Source organism: Shigella sp. FC1661 (assembly GCF_001712525.1).
In the GTDB taxonomy this organism is placed as follows: Bacteria; Pseudomonadota; Gammaproteobacteria; order Enterobacterales; family Enterobacteriaceae; genus Escherichia; species Escherichia coli.
The window spans coordinates 1-14,565 of sequence record NZ_MDGW01000177.1 but is presented as its reverse complement, the minus strand read 5'-3'; the positions used below and the strand labels follow the sequence as shown (position 1 = coordinate 14,565).

Genomic DNA, 14,565 nt, shown 5'->3' with positions numbered 1-14,565 from the left:
TATCTTCTCCTTAGGACGGCTGTGAAGCCAGTGCATCTTGCAGATACTGAGGTAAGGCAAAAGCTGCCGTATGGATTGCCGGATTGTAATAACGGCATTTCAGGCCAGAAGCGAGAAAACGCGCCTGAATAATTTCGGTTGAGAGATGGCGTAAGGCGTCGTTATCTGTCGCCCATGCAAAAGTCATGATACCGCCGTAATAGGTCGGGATCGCCGTCTGATAAAAGCCAACGTCGCTGAAGTAATGGCTGAGTTTGCGATGGCTGTCGATGGCTTCTTCCTGCTGTAAAAAGCAGACGCCGTTTTGTGCGACGAAGATACCGCTAGGATTCAGGCAACGTTTGCAGCCTTCATAAAATGCTGAGGTGAACAGACTTTCGCCGGGACCGATAGGATCGGTGCAGTCGGAGATAATGACATCAAAGGTCTGGCTGGTTTGATTAACGAAATTGACGCCATCGTCGATCACCAGCTTAAAGCGCGGATCGTCGTAGCTACCGGCGTTATGGTTGGGCAGATACTGACGGCAGAACGACACGACACCCGCATCGATTTCCACCATCGTGATTGACTCAACGTTTTTATGTCGGGTTACTTCACGCAGCATGGCACCGTCGCCGCCGCCGATAATCAGCACATGTTTCGCGTGACCGTGGGCCAGTAGCGGAACATGGGTCATCATCTCATGATAGATAAACTCGTCGCGCTCGGTGGTTTGTACTACGCCATCCAGCGCCATTACGCGACCAAATGCAGCGTTCTCAAAAATGATCAGATCTTGGTGATCGGTCTTTTCATGATACAGAACGTTATCTACCGCAAAGTACTGCCCAAACTGGTCGTGTAGCGTTTCATGCCACTGTTTTTTTTCGGCCATGGGTTGATACCTCCTTTGTTAACACCCGTAAAAAAAGGGCGCAACATAATAGCTAACATTGACCGCGGATGCACGGTCAATATTTCTACAAAAAGGTATCAGGGATTATTTGACGTAGGCAAGCAGGCTTAAGGAATCGCGGGCCAGGGCTTTGCACTTTTTAGCGACGGGAATGCCAATGCCGCTGAGATCGCGGTAGCTGTCTTCACCGAGGGCTTTCATGTCGAAGGTGTCGTAATTACTGAGATCCCACTGGTTTTGCTGGGCGAAAAAGACCAGTGCGCGACGAATTTGCCCGTTAGGTAAGTTCTGGTAACCACAATCGTTCTTCAGAAAGACAAAAACTGCCGTTAAATCGGCCATATCTTCGGCTTCAGACTCGCTGAGCGCGTAACTGTTTGCGCAAACGGCCATCAGGCTGCCGAATAACACTGTTCTGAAAAACGTCTTCATTGCTTCTACCAGGGGCTTAAAGAAGATAAACGTTAGCACACTGCGAGCGAGGCGACGACCATTATTGTCGATTAAATTGTGTCTGCGGCTTGACCTTCCCGTAAGGGGAAGGACTATGCTCAACGTTTGATTTTGTTTCGCCTGCTTAAGAATAAGGAAATAACTATGCAACGTCGTGATTTCTTAAAATATTCCGTCGCGCTGGGTGTGGCTTCAGCCTTGCCGCTGTGGAGCCGCGCAGTCTTTGCGGCGGAACGCCCAACGTTACCGATCCCTGATTTGCTCACGACCGATGCCCGTAATCGCATTCAGTTAACTATTGGCGCAGGTCAGTCTACCTTTGGCGAGAAAACTGCAACTACCTGGGGCTATAACGGCAATCTGCTGGGGCCGGCGGTGAAATTACAGCGCGGCAAAGCGGTAACGGTTGATATCTATAACCAACTGACGGAAGAGACGACGTTGCACTGGCACGGGCTGGAAGTACCGGGTGAAGTCGACGGCGGCCCGCAGGGAATTATTCCGCCAGGTGGCAAGCGCTCGGTGACGTTGAACGTTGATCAACCTGCCGCTACTTGCTGGTTCCATCCACATCAACATGGCAAGACTGGGCGACAGGTGGCGATGGGGTTGGCTGGGCTGGTGGTAATTGAAGATGACGAGATCCTGAAATTAATGCTGCCAAAACAGTGGGGTATCGATGATGTTCCGGTGATTGTTCAGGATAAAAAATTTAACGCTGATGGGCAGATTGATTATCAACTGGATGTGATGACCGCCGCCGTGGGCTGGTTTGGCGATACGCTGCTGACCAACGGTGCAATCTACCCACAACACGCTGCCCCGCGTGGTTGGCTGCGCCTGCGTTTGCTCAATGGCTGTAATGCCCGCTCGCTCAATTTCGCCACCAGCGACAATCGCCCGCTGTATGTGATTGCCAGCGACGGTGGTCTGCTACCTGAACCGGTGAAGGTGAGCGAGCTGCCGGTGCTGATGGGCGAGCGTTTTGAAGTGCTGGTGGAGGTTAACGACAACAAACCCTTTGACCTGGTGACGCTACCGGTCAGCCAGATGGGGATGGCGATTGCGCCGTTTGACAAGCCGCATCCGGTAATGCGGATTCAGCCGATTGCTATTAGTGCCTCCGGTGCTTTGCCAGACACATTAAGTAGCCTGCCTGCGTTACCTTCGCTGGAAGGGCTGACGGTACGCAAGCTGCAACTTTCTATGGACCCGATGCTCGATATGATGGGTATGCAGATGCTAATGGAGAAATATGGCGATCAGGCGATGGCCGGAATGGATCACAGCCAGATGATGGGCCATATGGGGCACGGTAATATGAATCATATGAACCACGGCGGGAAGTTCGATTTCCACCATGCCAATAAAATCAACGGTCAGGCGTTTGATATGAATAAGCCGATGTTTGCGGCGGCGAAAGGGCAGTACGAACGTTGGGTTATCTCTGGCGTGGGCGACATGATGCTGCATCCGTTCCATATTCACGGCACGCAGTTCCGTATCTTGTCAGAAAATGGCAAACCGCCAGCGGCTCATCGCGCGGGCTGGAAAGATACCGTTAAGGTAGAAGGCAATGTCAGTGAAGTGCTGGTGAAGTTTAATCACGACGCACCGAAAGAACATGCTTATATGGCGCACTGCCATCTGCTGGAGCATGAAGATACGGGGATGATGTTAGGGTTTACGGTATAAAAAGACCGTATTCGGAAATATGCCCGGATCTCTCCGGGCATTATGGTTATTTCACATCATCCGGCAGGGCATAAGCCACAATATAGTCGCCCATCTTCGTACCAAATTAACCGTGACCGCCTGCGGAGATCACCACATACTGCTTACCATTCACTTCATAGGTCATTGGCGTCGCCTGACCACCCGCTGGTAAACGACCCTGCCACAGTTTTTCACCGTTGCTCATGTTGTAAGCGCGCAGGTAGTTATCTGCCGTAGCGGCGATAAACAGCACGTTACCCGCCGTGGAGATTGGCCCGCCCAGCATCGGCATACTGTCCTGCGGCGTACCAATACGTTTCTTCCACACCACTTCATTGGTTTTCAGATCCAGCGCCGAGATATAACCCCATGCTGGCTGTTTACACGGCAGACCAAACGGTGAGAGGAACGGGTTGAGCGTGACACCATACGGTACACCGTACTGTGGCTGAATGCCGGATTCCGTACCCGTGCCTTTGGCATCTTTCGGCTGCTCCATCGGGTTACCCGGACCGCGTGGGATCAGTTTCGAAACAAACGGCAGTGCCATTGGGTTGGCAATTGCCACTTCACGATTTGGATCAACGGAAATCCCGCCCCATTCAAACATTCCCAGGTTACCCGGGAAGACCAGCGTGCCCTGTTCAGATGGCGGCGTGAAAATGCCTTCATAGCGCATCTGGTGGAACATCACGCGGCACACCAGTTGGTCAAACATGGTGGCTCCCCACATATCCGCACCGCTCAAATCTTTCTTCGGACGGAAGCTCAGTTCAGAGAACGGCTGGGTCGGAGTAACGTAATCGCCTTTCGCAGCACCTTGCGGCACCGGTTTTTCCGGGGCCGGAACCACCAGTTCGCCATTGCGACGATCGAGCACAAAAATGTTGCCGGTTTTCGCCGGAGCGTAAATAACCGGCACTTTCTGACCATTAACGGTGATGTCCGCCAGCGTCGGCTGTGCCGGAAGATCCATGTCCCACAGGTCGTGGTGAACGGTCTGGTAGCTCCACGCCAGTTTCCCGGTAGTGGCATTCAGCGCCAGAATCGAGCTGGCATAACGTTCCTGTTCCGGTGTGCGGTTACCGCCCCAGATATCCGGCGTGGTCACGCCCATCGGCAGATAGACCAGATCCAGCGTCGCGTCATAGGCCGCTGGTGCCCAGGAGTTTGGCGAGTTAAAGGTAAAGGTGTGTTCGTCAGACGGGATTGCGTTCGGATCTTTCGCGCCGGGATCAAAAGCCCACAGCAGCTCCCCGGTGTTGACATCAAAACCACGGATCACGCCAGACGTTTCGCGGGTTGAGAAGTTATCGGTAACTGAACCTGCCATCACGATGGTTTTATCGGTGATAATCGGTGGCGAAGTCGGTTCATACAGACCCGGTTTGGTGTCTGGCATATTGCTTTGCAGATTGAGCACGCCTTTATTGGCGAAGGTTTCGCACAGTTTGCCGTTTTCAGCGTTAATCGCAATCAGTCGACCATCATTGACCGGAAGAATGATACGACGCGGGCAATCCGCCATCACTTCCGGCGAAGCCGTTTCTGCTTTGGCTTCATGATAAGAGACGCCACGGCAGGTTACGTGCTGGAAAGACTCGTTAGTTTTCAGCTTAGGATCGTAATGCCATTTCTCTTTGCCGCTGGCGGCATCGAGCGCAAACAGGCGCTGGTGAGCGGTACACAGGTAAAGGGTGTCGCCCACTTTAATCGGCGTCACTTCATTGGTGATTTCGCCCGGATCGTTAGGCTGCTTCACATCGCCAGTACGGAACACCCAGGCTTCTTTCAGATTATGGACGTTATCGGCGTTAATTTGTTTCAGAGGTGAAAAGCGTTGACCTTCCTGATTGCGACCATAGGCAGGCCAGTCCTGATCGGCAACGGGTGAGATAGCTTCCGCAGGTGTGGCATCGGCGCTTAAGGTGCCGTTGATTTCCTGCGGATCGTTAAATCCGGCCCAGGTCAGGATACTACCGCTAATCAGCAGTGCCACCACCAGTGCGGCAACTGCGCCGCTGGCAGGAATGACCAGGCGACGCCAGACAAACGGCAGGATCAGCCAGATGCCGAAGAAGACCAGAATATCGCTGCGCGGAGTCAGCGCCCAGAAGTCGAAACCAACTTCCCAGACGCCCCAAATCATGGTGCCGAGCAGCAGGGCGGCGTATAGCCAAAGCGCGGCACGTTTACTGCGCCACAGCATCCAGGCGACGCCGAGCATCACAAGGCCAGCGATAGGGTAGTACCAGGAGCCGCCAATCGCGACCAGCCAGCCTCCGCCAATGAGTAGATACAGCCCGCAAAGCGCTGCAAAAAGGACTGTTAGCGTGACGAGTAATCGTCGCGAGCCTGTATTGTTAATTGCCATAAAGAGACACCATTTCAATTCATTAATATTTTAGTAGCAATTAATTATAGGTTTTAACATGTGTGATCGTCATCACAATTCGAGCTTTATTAACAGATTCCGCGAATGAATAGTTTTACTGGTATACTGCGTGTCTTGCGCTTTGTTGCGGTGCCAAAACCTGCCCGTGCGAAGTGATTTGTTTTTAAATCATATGGTTAGAGATATGAAACATACTGTAGAAGTAATGATCCCCGAAGCGGAGATTAAAGCGCGTATCGCCGAACTGGGTCGTCAGATTACTGAGCGTTACAAAGACAGCGGCAGCGATATGGTGCTGGTGGGTCTGCTGCGTGGCTCATTTATGTTTATGGCGGACCTGTGCCGTGAAGTTCAGGTATCTCATGAAGTCGACTTTATGACCGCCTCCAGCTACGGTAGCGGCATGTCCACCACCCGTGATGTGAAAATCCTCAAAGATCTGGATGAAGATATCCGTGGCAAGGACGTGCTGATTGTTGAAGATATCATCGACTCGGGGAATACACTGTCGAAAGTGCGTGAGATCTTAAGCCTGCGCGAACCGAAGTCGCTGGCGATTTGTACGCTGCTGGATAAACCGTCCCGTCGTGAAGTGAACGTCCCGGTAGAATTTATCGGTTTCTCGATCCCGGATGAGTTTGTGGTGGGTTACGGCATTGATTACGCACAGCGTTACCGTCATCTGCCGTATATCGGCAAAGTGATTCTGCTGGACGAGTAAGTGTGAAGTTGCCGGATGTGTTGCATCCGGCATGGCATTTTTATTTGTGGTTGGCGTGTTTCAGCTTGAGGTTGGAAATCCCGTGACGGTAACGTTGCTCAAGGGTTTCGCGGTTGGTGGCAGTAACATCCAGATCACGCAGCAAGCCGTCGTGAATGCCATAGGCCCAGCCGTGAATGGTAACTTTCTGCCCGCGTTTCCACGCTGATTGCATAATGGTGGAGTGGCCTAGGTTATACACCTGTTCCATGACGTTCAGTTCACACAAGGTATCCAGACGGCGCTCTTGCGGCATTTCGCCGAGCAATGAGCTATGTTTGAACCAGATATCGCGGATATGCAGCAGCCAGTTGTTGATAAGCCCCAGTTCCGGGTTTTCAACTGCGGCTTGTACGCCGCCGCAACCGTAGTGGCCACAGATAATAATGTGTTCAACTTCTAGTACATCCACTGCATACTGAACCACGGAAAGGCAGTTCAGGTCGGTGTGAATGACCAGGTTAGCAACATTACGGTGAACAAAGAGTTCGCCCGGCTCAAGACCGGTTAAACGTTCTGCAGGAACGCGACTGTCGGAACATCCAATCCATAGAAAGTGCGGTTTTTGCGCTTGTGCCAGTTTCTCAAAAAACCCGGGATCCTCTTCCACCAGCATTTTTGACCATAGTGCATTGTTGCTGATGAGTGTATCTATGTCTTTCATGGAGGTTAACGACCTGTAACCAAATAATTACGTTTGGCTAATATAGGGCAACTCCGGGACGATTTAAACCACAGATAAAGTGTAAGAACGTAAGGTAAGTAAAAATTTATGACCATTGCACTGGAACTTCAACAGCTTAAAAAAACCTATCTAGGCGGCGTTCAGGCGCTTCGTGGAATAGATTTGCAGGTCGAAGCGGGTGATTTTTATGCGCTTCTCGGGCCGAACGGGGCCGGGAAATCGACCACTATCGGTATTATCAGCTCTCTGGTAAATAAAACCTCCGGGCGGGTCAGCGTATTTGGTTACGATCTCGAGAAGGATGTCGTGAACGCTAAACGTCAGTTGGGACTGGTGCCGCAGGAATTTAACTTCAACCCGTTTGAAACCGTGCAGCAAATTGTGGTGAATCAGGCAGGGTACTACGGCGTGGAGCGCAAAGAAGCGTACATCCGCAGCGAAAAATATCTCAAACAACTCGATTTATGGGGAAAACGCAACGAACGTGCGCGTATGTTATCTGGCGGGATGAAGCGCCGTTTAATGATTGCCCGTGCGTTAATGCATGAACCTAAACTACTGATTCTCGACGAACCGACCGCAGGCGTGGATATTGAACTTCGCCGCTCAATGTGGGGCTTTTTGAAGGATTTAAACGACAAAGGCACCACCATCATTCTCACTACACACTACCTGGAAGAAGCAGAAATGCTGTGCCGCAATATCGGCATTATTCAACACGGTGAGCTGGTGGAAAATACCTCGATGAAGGCGCTGCTGGCGAAGCTGAAATCGGAAACCTTTATTCTCGATCTCGCACCGAAAAGCCCGTTACCGAAGCTCGATGGCTATCAGTATCGACTGGTCGATACCGCGACGCTGGAAGTTGAAGTGCTGCGTGAGCAGGGGATCAACAGCGTATTTACGCAGTTAAGTGAGCAGGGCATTCAGGTATTAAGTATGCGTAACAAAGCTAACCGTCTGGAAGAGCTGTTTGTTTCACTGGTTAATGAAAAACAAGGAGATCGCGCATGATGCATCTTTACTGGGTGGCGCTAAAAAGCATCTGGGCGAAAGAGATCCATCGCTTTATGCGTATCTGGGTGCAGACGCTGGTGCCGCCAGTCATCACCATGACCCTTTACTTTATTATCTTCGGTAACCTGATAGGTTCGCGTATTGGCGATATGCATGGCTTCAGCTATATGCAGTTCATCGTACCGGGGCTGATCATGATGTCGGTGATCACCAATGCCTACGCTAACGTCGCGTCATCATTTTTTGGTGCCAAGTTCCAGCGTAATATTGAAGAGCTGCTGGTAGCGCCGGTTCCGACTCACGTCATTATTGCCGGATATGTCGGCGGTGGCGTGGCGCGTGGTCTGTTTGTTGGCATTCTGGTGACGGCAATTTCACTGTTTTTTGTGCCGTTTCAGGTGCATTCGTGGGTATTCGTTGCCTTAACCCTGGTGCTCACGGCGGTGCTATTCTCCCTTGCGGGTTTGCTGAACGGCGTGTTTGCCAAAACGTTCGATGACATCAGCCTGGTGCCAACCTTTGTGTTAACGCCACTCACGTATTTGGGCGGGGTGTTTTACTCCCTGACTTTGTTGCCGCCGTTCTGGCAAGGGCTGTCGCACCTGAACCCAATCGTTTATATGATCAGTGGTTTCCGCTACGGCTTCCTCGGTATAAATGATGTGCCGCTGGCCACTACCTTTGGCGTACTGGTGGTCTTTATTGTGGTGTTTTATTTGATCTGTTGGTCGCTGATCCAACGTGGACGTGGTTTGCGTAGCTAAGGCTATTTCCTCTCCTCTGGATTCGGGGGAGAGGAGTTTTGACGGCTATCACCCTTTATCAACAATGGTCAGGATAGACTGATTTTCGGCTAAGGAGGAAGGCGATGTTAGGTTGGGTAATTACCTGTCACGATGACCGGGCGCAAGAGATACTGGATGCGCTGGAGAAAAAACATGGGGCACTTCTTCAGTGCCGGGCCGTGAATTTCTGGCGCGGATTAAGCTCTAATATGCTCAGCCGCATGATGTGCGATGCTCTGCATGAAGCGGACTCTGGTGAGGGTGTCATCTTCTTAACCGATATAGCCGGAGCGCCACCGTACCGCGTGGCTTCATTATTAAGCCATAAACACTCCCGTTGTGAAGTGATTTCTGGTGTCACGTTACCGTTAATTGAACAGATGATGGCTTGCCGTGAAACCATGACCAGTTCAGAGTTTCGCGAGCGTATTGTCGAACTGGGTGCGCCGGAGGTGAGTAGTCTTTGGCACCAACAACAAAAAAATCCGCCTTTTGTCCTCAAACATAATTTGTATGAGTATTAACCCGCGATTCTGATGGCGCTTTTGCTACAATACAAGCGTTGTTTCACCCTCGGTTATTTTTTCATGTATAAACAAGCTGTTATTCATCCTGCTGATGCTGTTTACCGCAAGCGTTAGTGCCGCGTTACCTGCCCGTTATATGCAAACCATCGAAAATGCTGCGATCTGGGCGCAAATTGGCGACAAGATGGTGACCGTGGGGAATATTCGGGCCGGGCAAATCATTGCCGTGGAGCCCACTGCCGCAAGTTATTACGCATTTAATTTTGGCTTTGGTAAAGGGTTTATCGATAAAGGGCATCTCGAGCCAGTTCAGGGGCGACAAAAAGTTGAAGACGGTTTGGGTGACCTCAACAAGCCGCTGAGTAATCAGAACTTAATTACCTGGAAAGATACGCCGGTCTATAACGCGCCGAGTGCTTTGGGGTACTGGCGGACAATTTGCGCTACCCGATTTTGCATAAACTGAAAGACAGGTTAAATCAAACCTGGTATCAGATCCGTATTGGCGATCGACTGGCCTATATCAGCGCGCTGGATGCCCAACCCGATAATGGCCTGCCGGTGCTAACCTATCACCATATTCTGCGCGATGAAGAAAACACCCGTTTTCGCCATACTTCGACGACCACCTCAGTACGCGCTTTCAATAACCAGATGGCCTGGCTGCGCGACAGGGGATACGCGACACTGAGCATGGTGCAGCTGGAAGGTTACGTGAAGAATAAGATCAATCTCCCTGCGCGAGCGGTGGTGATTACCTTTGATGATGGCCTCAAATCGGTGAGCCGCTATGCGTATCCCGTGTTGAAACAATATGGCATGAAGGCGACGGCGTTTATTGTTACCTCGCGCATCAAACGTCACCCGCAGAAGTGGGACCCAAAATCGCTGCAATTTATGAGCGTTTCTGAACTTAACGAAATTCGCGATGTTTTTGATTTCCAGTTACATACCCATTTTTTGCATCGGGTGGATGGTTATCGCCGCCCCATATTACTGAGCCGTAGTGAACACAATATTCTGTTTGATTTTGCACGTTCACGCCGCGCTCTGGCGCAATTTAATCCGCATGTCTGGTATCTTTCGTATCCGTTTGGCGGATTTAATGACAAAGCCGTGAAGGCAGCAAACGATGCCGGATTTCACCTGGCGGTGACAACCATGAAAGGCAAAGTAAAACCGGGGGATAATCCGTTGTTACTAAAACGACTTTATATCTTAAGAACGGATTCGCTGGAGACGATGTCGCGGCTGGTGAGTAACCAGCCGCAGGGATAACAATCAAGCAACCTGTACCGGAATCGCTTTCGCGGTACGTTTCATTTCATTGTCGCCTTCAAAATAGGCGACGTTGGGTCGCCAGGTGCGAGCTTCTTCATCTGGCATGGTAACGAAGCTGGCGATGATGACAATATCGCCGACACTGGCGCAGTGGGCCGCCGCACCGTTAACAGAAATAATTCTCGAACCGCGTTCTGCCGCGATGGCATAAGTGGAGAAACGCTTGCCGTTGGTGACATTCCAGATATCAATGGCTTCGTTTTCGAGAATACCGGCTGCGTCAAGAAAATCCTGGTCAATGGCGCAAGAACCTTCATAGTGCAGGTCCGCATGAGTCACTTTCACGCGGTGGAGTTTGCCCTGCAGCATCGTGCGAATCATAACTTCTACCTTTCTACCCTGTCGTTAACGAAGCAGGCGATGCCTGCTTTGAGGAAATTCTCACGCAGTATTGCCCGATTTTTGTTTAGTGTCTACTCATCTGACGGCATTTACATCAGCAGTTTGCGTACCGTGCCGAAGCGTGCCATGTAACGGCTGTAACCAATTGAAATTTCTCTGAACGCTGCTCGGTAAATACTAAAGAGGTGGCTGACGATGGCACGCCTTGACTGGATACTGCCTTCACGCAAGACAACACGGAAGGCAGGGAAGATGGATGCACCGAGTACCACACCGCATGATGCAGTGTTTAAACAATTTTTAATGCACGCGGAGACGGCTCGCGACTTTCTGGAGATACATTTGCCAGTGGAATTACGAGAACTTTGTGACCTCAACACGCTTCATTTAGAGTCGGGGAGTTTCATTGAAGAGAGCCTGAAAGGACACAGCACGGACGTGCTCTATTCCGTGCAAATGCAGGGCAATCCCGGTTATCTGCATGTTGTGATTGAACACCAAAGCAAGCCGGATAAGAAAATGGCCTTTCGCATGATGCGTTATTCTATTGCTGCCATGCACCGGCATCTGGAGGCGGATCACGATAAGCTGCCGCTGGTGGTGCCGATACTGTTTTATCAGGGCGAGGCCACACCTTATCCGCTCTCAATGTGCTGGTTTGATATATTTTACTCGCCGGAGCTGGCACGACGCGTCTATAACAGTCCTTTCCCGCTGGTGGATATCACCATCACACCGGATGACGAAATCATGCAACATCGGCGGATTGCGATTCTCGAACTACTGCAAAAACATATTCGCCAGCGCGACTTAATGTTATTGCTGGAGCAACTGGTCACGCTGATTGACGAAGGGTACACTAGCGGAAGTCAGTTAGTTGCCATGCAAAACTATATGCTGCAACGCGGTCATACTGAACAAGCGGATTTGTTTTATGGTGTGCTGAGAGACAGGGAAACGGGAGGGGAGTCTATGATGACGCTGGCGCAGTGGTTTGAAGAGAAAGGGATTGAGAAGGGGATTCAGCAGGGAAGACAGGAGGAAAGGCAAGAATTCGCCCAGCGTTTTCTGAGTAAAGGGATGTCTCGGGAAGACGTTGCAGAGATGACAAATTTATCTCTTGCTGAGATTGATAGGCTGATTAACTAAGTTGTCTGCGTTATGAATAATTGCTTACAGACGCCATCGCCATGACGTGGGGCAAATTAATAATTGGCGCCATCAGCCGTAGCGCCAGTTATACTCGTCATACTTTAAATTGCATGTGCTGTGTCTGCGTTCGCTAACCCCAGTCACTTACTTATGTAAGCTCCTGGGGATTAATGAGAGACATCCATGTCTCTCACCGAAGGCCAGCCTGCGGCTGGGCAAATTCGTTCCTGACGAATTTGTCACTCGCTTGCCACCTTCCTGCAACTTGAATTATTTAGAGTAAAAGCATTACGCCAGTTCGACGATTTTGTTGTCGATCAGGCGGGCATCGCCAAGCCAGGCGGCTACCAGAATTACAGCTCGTTTGCTGGTTTCAGAGACTTCCAGCAACGTGTCGGCATCGCGAATCTGAATATCATCGGCGCGGAAGCCTTTTTCATTCAGTTCTTGCCCTGCAATGGCAATAATTTCATCAAGATCCCGCTCGCCAGCCTGCAATTTGTCGGCAATTGAACTTAAAACTTTGTACAGACCGGGCGCAATTTTGCGTTGTTCCGCCGTCAGATAACCATTACGGGAACTGAGCGCAAGGCCATCTTTGGCGCGCATAATCGGGACGCCGACAATTTCAATATCGAAGCCCATATCGGCAACCATTTTGCGGATTAGCGCCAGTTGCTGAAAGTCCTTTTCACCGAAGCAGGCGATGTCCGGCTGGACCAGGTTAAACAGCTTGCTGACGATAGTCGAAACGCCGCGAAAATGCCCCGGACGGCTCGCGCCTTCCAGCATGGTCGAAAGCCCGGGAACGTCAACGTAAGTATGGGTTTCAGTACCGTTCGGGTAGATCTCTTTTACCGAAGGGGCGAAAACTAAATCCACTTTACGTTTGTTTAGCTTCTCGCAGTCCTCCTGCAAGGTCCGTGGATAACGTGCCAGATCTTCCGGGCGGTCGAACTGCATCGGGTTAACGAAAATACTGACGACGACCACATCGGCGCGGGCTTTGGCTTCGTCGACCAGCTTCATATGGCCATCGTGCAGATTACCCATAGTAGGCACCAGCGCCACGCGCTTGCCTTCCATACGCAGGCGGCGAATTTGCTGACGCAGCAGCGGCAGGGTTTCGATAATTAACACAACGTGACTCCTTAATGGAAACTGTGTTCTTCGCCCGGATAAACGCCGGACTCCACTTCAGCCATATACTGCCGCACAGCCGCGCGGATGTCGCCCGTTTCGGCGAGGAAATTTTTAGCGAATTTAGGAATGTGACCGCCGGTAATGCCGAAGGCGTCGTGCATCACGAGGATCTGCCCGTCAGTGACGTTGCCTGCGCCAATGCCAATAACCGGGATCGCCAGTGCTTCGGTAATACGTTTTGCCAGTTCAACCGGCACGCATTCCAGCACCAGCAGCTGTGCCCCAGCGGCTTCTAAGGCTAATGCATCGCTGAGCAGTTGATCGCCCGCTTCATCGCCGCGCCCCTGAACTTTGTAGCCACCGAAAATATTCACTGACTGTGGGGTTAAACCTAAGTGACCACATACAGGAACGGCACGTTCGGTCAGCATTTTTACGGTTTCGACCAGCCACTCACCGCCCTCAATTTTGACCATATTGGCACCGGCACGCATAACCGTTGCGGCGTTTTCAAAGGCTTGTTCCGGCGTGGCATACGCCATAAACGGCAGGTCAGCCAACAGCAGGCAGTTTGGCGCACCACGACGTACGGAGGCAGTGTGGTAGGCGATATCGGCAACGGTCACCGGCAGGGTGGAGTCGTGACCCTGAACCGTCATGCCCAGCGAGTCGCCTACCAGCATGACGTTAAGTCCTTCATCAGCAAATAGTTTCGCGAAGCTGTAGTCGTAAGCGGTGATGGTCGCGAAACGCTTTTTATCCTGCTTACATTTCTGAAGTGAAGCAATGGTGGTCGGTTTCATAACGTGTCCTGATAAATGATGTCGTGTTGCCTGGCATTTTATCAGTCACATTGGTGGGGGCAATGATTTATCAATTACCGCACCGCCAGATGATGGCGGTGCGGTGGACTTATTAAGGGTAGGTTACCTGGAAAGTACTGGTGGCTTTAAACTCACCAGCTTCTATTGGTATAGTTCCATCCTGTTGTAGCGTGGCCTTGAAGTGGTCAACAAAAACTGGCCACCGAGTTAGAGTTTTTCCAGTATCGATTTTCCGATTCGTTTGGGGGTAACCCACCGTTATATTCGTGCGGTCTTAGTGCGCTGTAATATCCAACGATATAGTCCGTTATGGCGTGAGCTGCCTCGCTGAAGCTTACGTAACCCACCACCGGCATCCATTCGTTCTTCAGACTCCTGAAGAAGCGTTCCATTGGGCTGTTATCCCAGCAGTTTCCGCGCCGGCTCATACTCTGTCTGATCTGGTATCGCCACAATAACTGCCGGAACTGCCTGCTCGTATAATGACTGCCCTGATCGCTGTGGAACATCACCCCGCCGGGCTTACC

General features: G+C 51.2%; 14 protein-coding genes and 2 pseudogenes. 7 read left to right on the top strand and 9 right to left on the bottom strand.

The window, feature by feature from the left end; all coding sequences use genetic code 11:
* Positions 1–10 precede the first annotated feature (10 nt).
* Entirely contained in the window at positions 11–877 is an 867-nt protein-coding gene (gene speE / locus BFF42_RS11475) for a polyamine aminopropyltransferase (protein ID WP_000818421.1), read from the bottom strand.
* Positions 878–982: 105 nt separating this feature from the next.
* Positions 983–1,330, bottom strand: coding sequence for a YacC family pilotin-like protein (locus BFF42_RS11470; RefSeq protein ID WP_001295568.1), 348 nt, complete (start codon positions 1,328–1,330; stop codon positions 983–985).
* Positions 1,331–1,495: 165 nt separating this feature from the next.
* On the opposite strand from BFF42_RS11470, the gene cueO reads away from it, so the two are divergent.
* Positions 1,496–3,046 (top strand): multicopper oxidase CueO, encoded by a 1,551-nt coding sequence (gene cueO / locus BFF42_RS11465; RefSeq protein WP_001189607.1) that lies wholly within the window; start codon positions 1,496–1,498, stop codon positions 3,044–3,046.
* Between the two features lie 106 nt (positions 3,047–3,152).
* Here the strand turns inward: cueO and gcd are convergent, their stop codons facing one another.
* Entirely contained in the window at positions 3,153–5,441 is a 2,289-nt protein-coding gene (gcd, locus tag BFF42_RS11460; RefSeq protein WP_000996831.1) for a quinoprotein glucose dehydrogenase, read from the bottom strand.
* Positions 5,442–5,646: 205 nt separating this feature from the next.
* Here gcd and hpt point away from each other — a divergent pair, with 205 nt between their 5' ends.
* A complete protein-coding gene (hpt, locus tag BFF42_RS11455) occupies positions 5,647–6,183 on the top strand; it encodes a hypoxanthine phosphoribosyltransferase (protein ID WP_000683335.1) in 537 nt (178 codons plus the stop codon).
* 40 nt (positions 6,184–6,223) lie between these two features.
* Here the strand turns inward: hpt and can are convergent, their stop codons facing one another.
* Positions 6,224–6,886 (bottom strand): carbonate dehydratase, encoded by a 663-nt coding sequence (can, locus tag BFF42_RS11450; protein WP_000651584.1) that lies wholly within the window; start codon positions 6,884–6,886, stop codon positions 6,224–6,226.
* A 108-nt stretch (positions 6,887–6,994) separates the two neighbouring features.
* On the opposite strand from can, the gene BFF42_RS11445 reads away from it, so the two are divergent.
* The 4 genes and pseudogenes from BFF42_RS11445 to BFF42_RS11425 all read left to right on the top strand — a co-directional run bounded on the left by BFF42_RS11445 (position 6,995) and on the right by BFF42_RS11425 (position 10,514).
* Positions 6,995–7,921: an ABC transporter ATP-binding protein gene (locus BFF42_RS11445; RefSeq protein WP_000150613.1), complete on the top strand. Its 927-nt coding sequence runs from the start codon at positions 6,995–6,997 to the stop codon at positions 7,919–7,921.
* The gene (locus tag BFF42_RS11440; RefSeq protein ID WP_000972200.1) at positions 7,918–8,688 is read left to right on the top strand and encodes an ABC transporter permease; all 771 of its coding nucleotides are present in this window, start codon (positions 7,918–7,920) and stop codon (positions 8,686–8,688) included. Before BFF42_RS11445 ends, BFF42_RS11440 begins: the two co-directional genes overlap by 4 nt.
* Before the next feature lie 104 nt (positions 8,689–8,792).
* Positions 8,793–9,233 carry a PTS sugar transporter subunit IIA gene (locus BFF42_RS11435; protein ID WP_000901987.1) on the top strand — a complete coding sequence of 147 codons (441 nt, stop codon included), beginning with the start codon at positions 8,793–8,795 and terminating at the stop codon, positions 9,231–9,233.
* 63 nt (positions 9,234–9,296) lie between these two features.
* Positions 9,297–10,514: pseudogene (locus BFF42_RS11425) on the top strand (polysaccharide deacetylase family protein).
* A gap of 3 nt (positions 10,515–10,517) precedes the next feature.
* On the opposite strand, the gene panD reads toward BFF42_RS11425, so the two are convergent.
* Positions 10,518–10,898: an aspartate 1-decarboxylase gene (gene panD, locus BFF42_RS11420; protein ID WP_000621515.1), complete on the bottom strand. Its 381-nt coding sequence runs from the start codon at positions 10,896–10,898 to the stop codon at positions 10,518–10,520.
* 273 nt (positions 10,899–11,171) lie between these two features.
* Here panD and rpnC point away from each other — a divergent pair, with 273 nt between their 5' ends.
* Entirely contained in the window at positions 11,172–12,068 is an 897-nt protein-coding gene (gene rpnC, locus BFF42_RS11415; protein ID WP_000339949.1) for a recombination-promoting nuclease RpnC, read from the top strand.
* Positions 12,069–12,359: 291 nt separating this feature from the next.
* On the opposite strand, the gene panC is transcribed toward rpnC, so the two are convergent.
* The 4 genes and pseudogenes from panC to BFF42_RS11400 all read right to left on the bottom strand — a co-directional run.
* Positions 12,360–13,211 carry a pantoate--beta-alanine ligase gene (panC, locus tag BFF42_RS11410; protein ID WP_000905371.1) on the bottom strand — a complete coding sequence of 284 codons (852 nt, stop codon included), beginning with the start codon at positions 13,209–13,211 and terminating at the stop codon, positions 12,360–12,362.
* An 11-nt stretch (positions 13,212–13,222) separates the two neighbouring features.
* Positions 13,223–14,017, bottom strand: coding sequence for a 3-methyl-2-oxobutanoate hydroxymethyltransferase (panB, locus tag BFF42_RS11405; protein ID WP_000805451.1), 795 nt, complete (start codon positions 14,015–14,017; stop codon positions 13,223–13,225).
* 112 nt (positions 14,018–14,129) lie between these two features.
* Positions 14,130–14,222, bottom strand: a pseudogene (locus BFF42_RS28170) (hypothetical protein); the annotation flags it as partial.
* A gap of 1 nt (position 14,223) precedes the next feature.
* Positions 14,224–14,565: integrase core domain-containing protein (locus BFF42_RS11400; RefSeq protein WP_073841232.1), on the bottom strand; the 342-nt coding region annotated here is incomplete at its 5' end.

Excerpts from the sequence above, each read along its gene's own strand:
- speE (WP_000818421.1), bottom strand. The coding sequence starts at position 877 with ATGGCCGAAAAAAAACAGTGGCATGAAACGCTACACGACCAGTTTGGG.
- BFF42_RS11470 (WP_001295568.1), bottom strand. The coding sequence starts at position 1,330 with ATGAAGACGTTTTTCAGAACAGTGTTATTCGGCAGCCTGATGGCCGTT.
- cueO (WP_001189607.1), top strand. The coding sequence starts at position 1,496 with ATGCAACGTCGTGATTTCTTAAAATATTCCGTCGCGCTGGGTGTGGCT.
- gcd (WP_000996831.1), bottom strand. The coding sequence starts at position 5,441 with ATGGCAATTAACAATACAGGCTCGCGACGATTACTCGTCACGCTAACA.
- hpt (WP_000683335.1), top strand. The coding sequence starts at position 5,647 with ATGAAACATACTGTAGAAGTAATGATCCCCGAAGCGGAGATTAAAGCG.
- can (WP_000651584.1), bottom strand. The coding sequence starts at position 6,886 with ATGAAAGACATAGATACACTCATCAGCAACAATGCACTATGGTCAAAA.
- BFF42_RS11445 (WP_000150613.1), top strand. The coding sequence starts at position 6,995 with ATGACCATTGCACTGGAACTTCAACAGCTTAAAAAAACCTATCTAGGC.
- BFF42_RS11440 (WP_000972200.1), top strand. The coding sequence starts at position 7,918 with ATGATGCATCTTTACTGGGTGGCGCTAAAAAGCATCTGGGCGAAAGAG.
- BFF42_RS11435 (WP_000901987.1), top strand. The coding sequence starts at position 8,793 with ATGTTAGGTTGGGTAATTACCTGTCACGATGACCGGGCGCAAGAGATA.
- panD (WP_000621515.1), bottom strand. The coding sequence starts at position 10,898 with ATGATTCGCACGATGCTGCAGGGCAAACTCCACCGCGTGAAAGTGACT.
- rpnC (WP_000339949.1), top strand. The coding sequence starts at position 11,172 with ATGGATGCACCGAGTACCACACCGCATGATGCAGTGTTTAAACAATTT.
- panB (WP_000805451.1), bottom strand. The coding sequence starts at position 14,017 with ATGAAACCGACCACCATTGCTTCACTTCAGAAATGTAAGCAGGATAAA.